Below are 8,813 nucleotides of genomic sequence, written 5' to 3'. Positions count from 1 at the left end.
CCGCCCAAAGCCCCGCCAACTCCGCCTCAACCCCGGCCCGGACCACAACCGAACCCCCCTGAACCACCGGCAAAGGCAAAGCCCGACGATCCACCTTCCCGTTCAAACTCAACGGAAATCCAGACAACACCATGATCGACGACGGCAACATGTAGGACGGAAGGCTCTGCCCCAGCGCCTCGGTCAACCGGCGTGACAGGGTGGTGTCGCGCTCGGGGATATGCGGCGTATTGGCCAGACGCAGCGACAGGCGCGGCGGCTTGGGCCAGAGGCTCGGCCAATGCGCCGGGGGCGCATCCTCGCGGCGGAACACCGCATGCACATGCCCGGTGCCGGAGGCCAGCCCGAGATCGAGATGATAGCCATGCGCCGCCGCCAGATCGCGCAGGCTGCGCGCGTCAAAGCCCGCAGGCTCCGGCACCCGCACGGCGTTGGCCGGGGCCGCATCGGGCAGTTCATGCAGCAGCCGCGCCGAGGCGAGCGGCCCGGCAGGCGGGGCAAAGGGCAGGTCGCGCAGCGCCAGACGCGGCACAGCCGCCGCCAGCAGATCGGGCAGCGCCTCGGGCAGCGGGGCGGGCTGCCAGTCCTCCGGGGTCTGTGCCGCCACCGGGCCGATATGCAACAGCACGTCATAGCGGAAGCGCATCAGCTCGTTCCGCGCGGCACCTTCCTTCGGCAGCACATCGACGCGGCAGATGCGCGGCTGGCTGGCGGCGAAGGCATGGAACCAGACCGGATCGACCAGCAGTTCCGGTTCGGCCGCAAGGCGCCGCGCCACATCCTGCCGCAGATCGGCCACCGTCGCAGCCGGGCCCGCATGATGCAGCGCGACCGAGGTCTGGAACGCCTCGGCCAACGCGAAATTGCGCAGATCACCCAAGAAGATGGTGCCGGTTTCGACGCGGGCCACCGCCCCGGCCAGCCAGTCCGCCAGATAGGCGAGACCGGGGAAATACTGCGCCACGGAATTGAGGATCACCGTATCGAACCGCTGGTCCCCCAGTTGCGACCAGTCGTCGGCGGGGGCATGCAGCAGGCGCACCGCATGATCGCGCGGCAGGCTGCGCGCCAGTCGGGTCAGCACGGTCTGCGACAGGTCGGTGCCGGTATAGGTTTCGGCCTGCCCGGCGATGCGATGCAGGATCATGCCGGTGCCGCAGCCGATTTCCAGCACATGCCGGGGCGACAGGCCGGCGATGCGGGCGATGGTTTCCTCCAGCCATTCGGCCATTTCCGGTGCCGGGATCGCGGCGCCGGAATAGCTGTCGGTCCAGCCGGTGATGTCAAAACCGCTGTCCGCCGGGGTCTCGTCCGCCGCTTCCTCGGCATAGATCTGGTCGAAGGTGCTTTCCCAATGCGTGCTTTCGCGGCTCTCGGCCTCGGGGACCACCCAGGCGAGCAGCCGCGCGCCTGCCACCGGATCGGGCTTCGCCAGCACCAGCGCCTCGGCGATACCGGGCTGGGCCAGCAGCGCGGCCTCCACCTCGCCGGTCTCTACCCGGAAGCCCCGGATCTTCAGCTGCCCGTCGCCGCGGCCCAGATAGTCGATGCGGCCATCGGGCAGAAAGCGCCCCATGTCGCCGCTGCGATACATCCGCGCGCCGGGCGGGCCAGAGGGATCGGGGACGAAGCGTTCCGCCGTCAGGCCGGGCCGCGCCAGATAGCCCTCGCCCACCCCGGCGCCGGCGATGCAGATCTCCCCCACCGCGCCCGGCGGCAGTTCGTTCAGCATCGCATCGAGGATATGGATGCGCACATTCGGGATCGGGCGGCCAATGGTGATCGGCCCGTCGTGACCGGGCAGAACCGTCTCGGCGGTGGAAATGCTTTGCGTCTCGGAGGGGCCGTAGATGTTTATCAGCGGCAGGCCGCGTTCGGGCGGCAGGACATAGCGCTTCATCCGGTCACCGCCCGCCACCACCCGCGTCAGGCTCTGCGGCCAGTTGAAGCCGGTGGCGGCCAGCGTCTCCAGATAGCCCATCGGCAGATAGAGCACCTCGACCCGCGCGCGGGCCAGATGATCGGCCAGCGCCCAGGCATCGCGCAGCACCTCGTCCGGCACCAGAACCAGCCGGGCCCCGACCATCAGCGCGGGCCAGATTTCCGGCAGGATGCCGTCGAAGGCGATATTCGCCACCACCGAAACCGCCGTGCCGGGGCGGAGGTCACACAGACCGGCATACCAGCGGCTCATGTTTGCAAGGCCGCTGTGGGTATTGATCGAGCCTTTGGGCGCCCCGGTCGTGCCGGAGGTATAAACGACATAAGCGCGGTCGGGGCGGGCCACAGCGGGCGGCGTCCCCGGCTGGCCCTCGGCCTCGGGTGCGATGACGATGGCATCGCCCCAGCGCGGTTCCGGCCGGCCGATCACATGGCGCATCCCGGTATCGCGGAGGATGAATCCGATGCGGTCATCCGGCGCGTCCAGCGGCAGCATCACATAGACCGCCCCCGCCTTGTTCGCCGCCAGCATGGCCACGACATGATCAGGGCCGCGCCCGCAGCCCAGACCCACCGCCGCGCCCGGCCGCAACCCCGCCGCGATCAGCGCATGGGCCAGCCGGTTGGCCCGGCGGTCCAGCGCGGCATAGGTCAGGTCTTCGTCATTCCAGCTTAGCGCCACCGCGTCGGGCCGGGCCTGCGCCTGCGCCTCGAAAGCCGCCAGCGCGCTTTCGGCGGGCATCGGCGCGGCGGTGTCGTTCCAGCCCGCCAGCCGGGCGCGATCTTCCGCTGTCACCAGCGGCAGCGCATGCAGCGCCGTATCGGGCGCATCCACCACCGCCCCCAGCAGCGCGGCATAGTCATGGCAGAACCGCTCGATGGTCGTCGCATCGAACAGGTCGGTGGCATATTCGCAATCGAAATGCAGGCCCGTCCCGGTTTCAAAGCCGGTCAGCGTCAGGTCGAATTTGGCGGTCACCGCCTCGGCCTCGACCGACAGCAGCCGCAGCCCCGGCAGATCCGCTGCCGCCGCGGGTGCGTTTTGCAGGGCGAAGCTGACCTGAAACACCGGCGCATGGGCAAGGCTGCGTTCGGGGTTCAACAGGTCAATCAACTGCTCGAACGGCAGATCCTGATGGTCGAAGGCTTCCAGCGCGGTGCGGCGCACCTGCGACAGGAATCCGGCAAAGCTCTGCCCCGGTTCGACCGCATGGCGCAGCACGATGGTATTGACGAAGAAGCCGATCATCCCCTCGACCTGAGCCGAGCGGCGATTGGCGATCGGGCTGCCCACCGGAATGTCGGTCTGCCCGGAATACCGCGCCAGCAGCACGGCATAGACCGCGTTCAGCACCATGAACAGCGTGGCGCCCTGCCCCGAGGCCAGCGCCTTCAGCCGCGCCGCCAGACCGGCGCCGATGTCGAAACTGTGGGTCGCGCCCCGGTGGCTTTGCGCCGCAGGGCGCGGATGATCCAGCGGCAGCGGCAGCGGCGTCGCGGGCAGATCGGCCAGCCGCGCCAGCCAGTATCCCTCTTGCCGCGCCAGTTCCTCGCCCGACAGCCAGTCGCGCTGCCACAGCGCGAAATCGCCGTATTGCACCGGCATGGGCGGCAGCGGGTCGGCCCCCTCGCCCGCCTGAAGCGCGGCATAGATCGCCGCGACCTCGCGCATCAGCACACCCATTGACCAGCCGTCGGCAATGATGTGGTGCAGGTTCACCAGCAGCAGGTGATCCTCGGGGGCCAGAACCACCAGATGCGCCCGCAGCAGCGGGCCGGTCGTCAGATCGAAAGGCGCGCGGGCATCCGCCGCCACCAGATCGCGCGCCAGCCGGTCGCGGGTGGCGGCGTCATGGGCGGAGAGGTCGGTCACCCGAAGCGGCAGATCCAGCCGGGGCCGCACCACCTGCCGGGGCACGCCCTGCACAGTGGGGAAATGGGTGCGCAGCGTCTCGTGCCGTGCGATCAGCCGGTCCAGCGTCTGCTGCAACAGCCCGTGCTCCAGCCGCCCTTGCAGCCGCAGCGCGCCGGGGATGTTGTAGAACGGATTGCCCGGTTCAAGCTGGTCAAGGAACCACAGCCTTTGCTGGGCAAAGGACAAGGGCAGATCCTCCCGCCCCGCCGCGCGCGGATGCAAGACCGGCAGGCCCCGCGCGCCTGTCGCCGCCCGTTCGTCCAGTGCCGCCGCCAGATCGGCCAGCGTCGGCGCCTCGAAGAACAGCCGCAGCGGCAGGTCGGCCCCCCGTTCCGCCCGGATGCGCGAGGCCGCCTGTGTCGTCAGCAGCGAATGCCCGCCAAGGGCAAAGAAATTATCCTCGCGCCCGACCTGCGCGACCCCCAGCAGATCCTGCCAGATGCCCGCCAGCCAAAGCTCGGTCTCGCCCTGCGGCGGGGTGAAGCTGCCGGCCTGCACCTCCGGCTGCGGCAGGGCGGCGCGGTCGATCTTGCCATTGGCCGTCATCGGCCAGTTGCCCAGCGGCAGGATGGCGGCAGGCACCATATGTTCGGGCAGGTCGCGCGCCAGCGCCCGGCGCAGCGCCGCCGGATCGGCAGCGCCTTCCGCCGCGATCACCCAGGCCAGCAGCCGCCCCTCGCGCGCCAGAACCAGCGCCTGTTCGACCCCCGGCTGCCGGGTCAGCGCCTGTTCGATCTCGCCCGGCTCGATCCGGTAACCGCGCAGGCTGATCTGCGCATCGGCCCGGCCCAGATGGTGCAGCGCGCCATCCGCCCGCCGCCGCGCCAGATCGCCCGAGCGATACATCCGCGCGCCGGGCGGCCCGAAAGGATCGGGCAGGAAGGCCGCCGCCGTCTGGCCCGGCTGGTTCAGATAGCCCTGCGCCACGCCCTCGCCCGCGATCCACAGCTCCCCCACCGCGCCCAGCGGCACCGGGTTCAGCCGGGCGTCCAGCAGGTAGATGCGGGTATTGCCGATAGGCTGACCGATCGCCGGATCATCGCCCGCCCCCGGCGCCACCGCGCCCGCCGTGGCGATCACCGTCGTCTCGGTCGGGCCGTAATTGTTGTGCAAGACCCAGCCCGCGCCCTCGGCCGGACGTTGGCGCAGCCGGTCACCGCCGGTCATCACCGCCATGCCCGCGCGGTCAAGCTGCCCGCCCGCCATGCCCAGTTCGGCCAGCGGCGTGGTCAGGAAACAGGCATCCGCCTGCTGATCGGCCAGCCAGTCCAGCAGATGCGCCGGATCGTCCTGCACCGGCTGCGGCGTCATGACCAGCGTGCCGCCGGCGGCTAGGATCGGCCATGTCTCGGCCACCGAACCGTCAAAGCCGAAGCGCATGGTGGCAACGAAGCGGCTGTCCGGGCCGAAGGACAGATAGTCCGCCATCCAGTTGCACAGATTGCGCAGGCCGCGATGCGGCACCACCACACCCTTGGGCCGCCCGGTGGAGCCGGAGGTATAGATCACATAGGCCGCCGCCTCGGCCGGGGCGGCAAGCGGGGCGTTGTCATCGGGCGGCAGCCCGGCCACATCGGCCGGGTCAAGGCAGGGCCGCCCGCCCGCAAAGGCCACCCGCCCGCCGATCACCAGCGCCGGGGCCGCATCTTCCAGCATATAGGCCAGCCGCTCTGCCGGATAAGATGGCTCCAGCGGCAGATAGGCCGCCCCGCAGCGCAGCACCGCCAGCATTGCCGCCACGCGCCAGGGTTCGGCCTCGGCATGGATCGCCACCAGATGGCCCGGCCCGATTCCCCGCGCCCGCAAGGCGGTGGCAAAGCGCCGCGCCAGCAGGTCCAGCCCCTGCCGGCTCAGCCCCGCCGCGCCGCAAACGATGGCCGGATGATCCGGCGCCCCGGCAGCCAGCGCCGCCAGCCGCGCCACCGGATCGGCCATCCCCTCGCTGCGCGCCCCGCGCGCCAGCGTCACCGTCAGCAGCGCCTGCTCCTCGATCCCCAGGATCGGCAGATCGCCCAGCGGCACCGACAGATCCGCCGCCGCCATGGCCTGAAGCAACGCGGTCAGGTTGCGCCCGATCCGTGCCGCCGTATCCGGCCGGAACAACCCGGCATCATAGGCGAGTTGCAGGCTCAGCCCGCCTTCGGGCAGTTCCACCGCCGTCACCGTCAGATCGAATTTCGGCGGTGCGGCGGGCAGCGCGAAGGGCGTGACCTCCAGCCCCGGCAGATGCACCGCCTGCCCGGCGGCATTCTGTAAAACCAGCACCGTCTGGAACAAGGGCGCCTGATCCAGCCGCCGCGCGGCACCCGTCGCTTCCACCACCCGCTCGAACGGGGCGGACTGATGGGCAAAGGCCGCCTCCACCTGTTCGCGCACCGCGCGCAGGTAATCCCCCAGCGGCAGGTCAGGCCGGGGCTGGCAGCGCAGCGCCACCATGTTGACGAAGAAGCCGAAGATCCCCTCGACCTCGGCCCGTGCGCGATTGGCAACCGGGCTGCCGATGCAAATGTCCTCCTGCCGGGCATAGCGGGCCAGCAAGGCCCCCTGCCCCGCCAGCAGCAGGGTGAACAGCGTCGTACCCTGTTGCGCGGCCAGCCGCCGCAGCCCGGCCACGACCGGCGCCGCAAGCTCCAGATCCACCGCGCCGCCCTGACCCAAGGGCAGCGCCGGGCGCGCGAAATCGGCGGGGAAGGTCGACACCGGCGGCAGATCGGCCAGCGCCGCCTTCCACCAGTCCAGCGCCTCGTCCTGAACCGGCGCGCCGGGACCGTTCTGCCACAGCGCGTAATCGGCATAGTCCAGCCTCAGGGCGGGCAGGCTTTCGCCATGCCACAGCAAGGCCACCTCGCGCATCAGCAGCGCGATGGACCAGCCATCGGCCACGATATGATGCAGGGTGATGACCAGCAGGTGATCGCGCGCGCCCAGCCGGAACAGCGCTGCCCGGATCAGCGGCGCCACCGACAGATCGAAGGGCCGTGCCGCTTCGACCGCCGCAAGGCGCCGCGCTTCCTCCAGCCGGGCCTGAGCCGGAACGCCCGTCAGATCCGTGACGTCCAGCGTGATCCGCGCCGCCTCCGGTGGCAGCACCACCTGACGCGGCAGACCGTCCACCGCCACGAAGCGGGTGCGCAGCGCGGCGTGGCGCACCATGATCCGGTGCAGCACCGCCTCCAGCCGCGCCACATCCAGCGCGCCGCTCAGCCGGAAGGCCGCGGGCAGGTTATAGGCCGCGCTGTCGGGGTCCAGCGTCTGCACGAACCACAGCCTCTGTTGCTGGCCCGACAGCGGATAATCCGCCGCCGCCTCCGGGCGCGGCCGGATTTCCCGCGCCGCGATCCAGTCCAGCAGCGCAGGCTTCGCCGCCCGGATCTCGGCGATCAGCGCCTCGTCCAGCGCCTCCAGATCGCCCTCCAGCTCCAGATCGCCGTCATCCGCCGAAACCGTGATGCCAAGCGCGGCCAGCCGCCGCCACAGAACCGCTGCCGTCATATCCGCATCTTCTTCTTCGGGGTCTCCGGCGCGGGTCCGCGCAGGCTGTCGATATGCCGGGCCAGCGATTCCACGGTTTGCAGCGCGAAGGCCTTTTCCAGCCCGATCTCGATCCCGAAAGCCTCGCCCAGCCGGTTCAGCGCCGTCACCGCCCGCAGCGAATGGCCGCCCAGCCGGAAGAAGTTGTCGGTCACACCGACTTCCTCGCGGCCCAGAACCTCGGCCCAGATCGCGGCAATGCGCGCCTCGGTCTCGGTCCGGGGGGCGACGAAGGCCACCGCCTTGGTGAAATCGGGCGCAGGCAATGCCTTGCGGTTCACCTTGCCATTCGGTGTCAGCGGCACTGCCTCCAGCACCACGAAAGCCGTGGGCATCATGAAGTCGGGCACCCGGCCCGCCAGTTGCTCGCGCAGGTCCGCCTCGTCGAAGGACCGCGCCACGACATAGGCGATCAGACCCAGTTCGCCGCTGGCATCCGGCCCGGCCACCACCACCGCCTCGCGGATGCCGCAGGCCATGATCGCCGCCTCCACCTCGCCCGGCTCGATCCGCACGCCACGGATCTTCAGCTGGTCATCCGCCCGTCCAAGGAAGTCGATGGCACCGTTCGGCAGATAGCGCGCCCGGTCACCGGTGCGATACATCCGGCTGCCGGGCGGGCCCAGCGGATCGGGGATGAAGGCCCCCGCCGTCAGGTCGGGACGGTTCACGTAGCCCCGCGCCAGCGCAATCCCGGCGATGAACAGATGCCCCGGCACACCCACGGGCACCGGCTCCATATCGTCGTCCAGCACATACATCGCCACATTGTCGATGGGCCGCCCGATGGGCACCCCCGGACCGAAGCGCGGATCTTCCGGCGCGCAGGGCCAATGCGTGACCTCCACCGCCGCCTCGGTCGGACCATAGAGGTTATGCAGCCGCACATGCGGCACGAATTCCGCCAGCCGGTCCTGCACCGCGCGCGGCAGCGCCTGCCCGGAACACAGCACCCCGCGCAGCGAGGCGTAATCCGACGGATCGGCCTGCCCCAGCGAGGCTTCCACCATCGGTGGCACGAAATGGATCAGCGTGATCGCCTCCTCCCGCACCAGCCGCGCCAGATAGGCGACATCGACATGGCCGCGCGGCCGCGCGATGACCAGCATCCCCCCGGCCACCAGCGGCAGGAAGATCTCGCCCACCGACACGTCGAAACCGAAGGGCGTCTTCTGCACCATCCGGTCCTCGGGCTGCACCGCAAAGGCATGATGCAGCCACAGCACCCGGTTCACGATGGCCCTGTGATCGACGCAGACGCCTTTTGGTTTTCCTGTGGAGCCTGAGGTGTAGATGACATAGGCGGCGTTTTGGGGGGTTGTTCGGGTTTCGGGCGGGGTTTCGGGGAGGGAGCGGGCTTCGGGCTCGCCCGTTTCGGGGGCGGGGTGGGTGGCGAGGGTCAGGACCGGGGCGGGGGTCAGGGATT

The 8,813-nt window shown here is 70.2% G+C and carries 2 protein-coding genes; both read right to left on the bottom strand.

Annotated features, from left to right (window positions below):
• Positions 1 to 7,348: non-ribosomal peptide synthetase (locus D2N39_RS22030; protein WP_119136867.1), on the bottom strand; the 7,348-nt coding region annotated here is incomplete at its 3' end.
• Positions 7,345 to 8,813 (bottom strand): amino acid adenylation domain-containing protein (locus D2N39_RS22025; RefSeq protein ID WP_119136866.1); only part of this gene is annotated, 1,469 nt, incomplete at its 5' end. The genes D2N39_RS22025 and D2N39_RS22030, both read right to left, overlap by 4 nt.

It is taken from the genome of Gemmobacter lutimaris (assembly GCF_003570715.1).
GTDB lineage: Bacteria > Pseudomonadota > Alphaproteobacteria > Rhodobacterales > Rhodobacteraceae > Gemmobacter > Gemmobacter lutimaris.
Note: the sequence above shows the minus strand (reverse complement) of the source record. Positions and strands in the feature narration are given on the sequence as shown.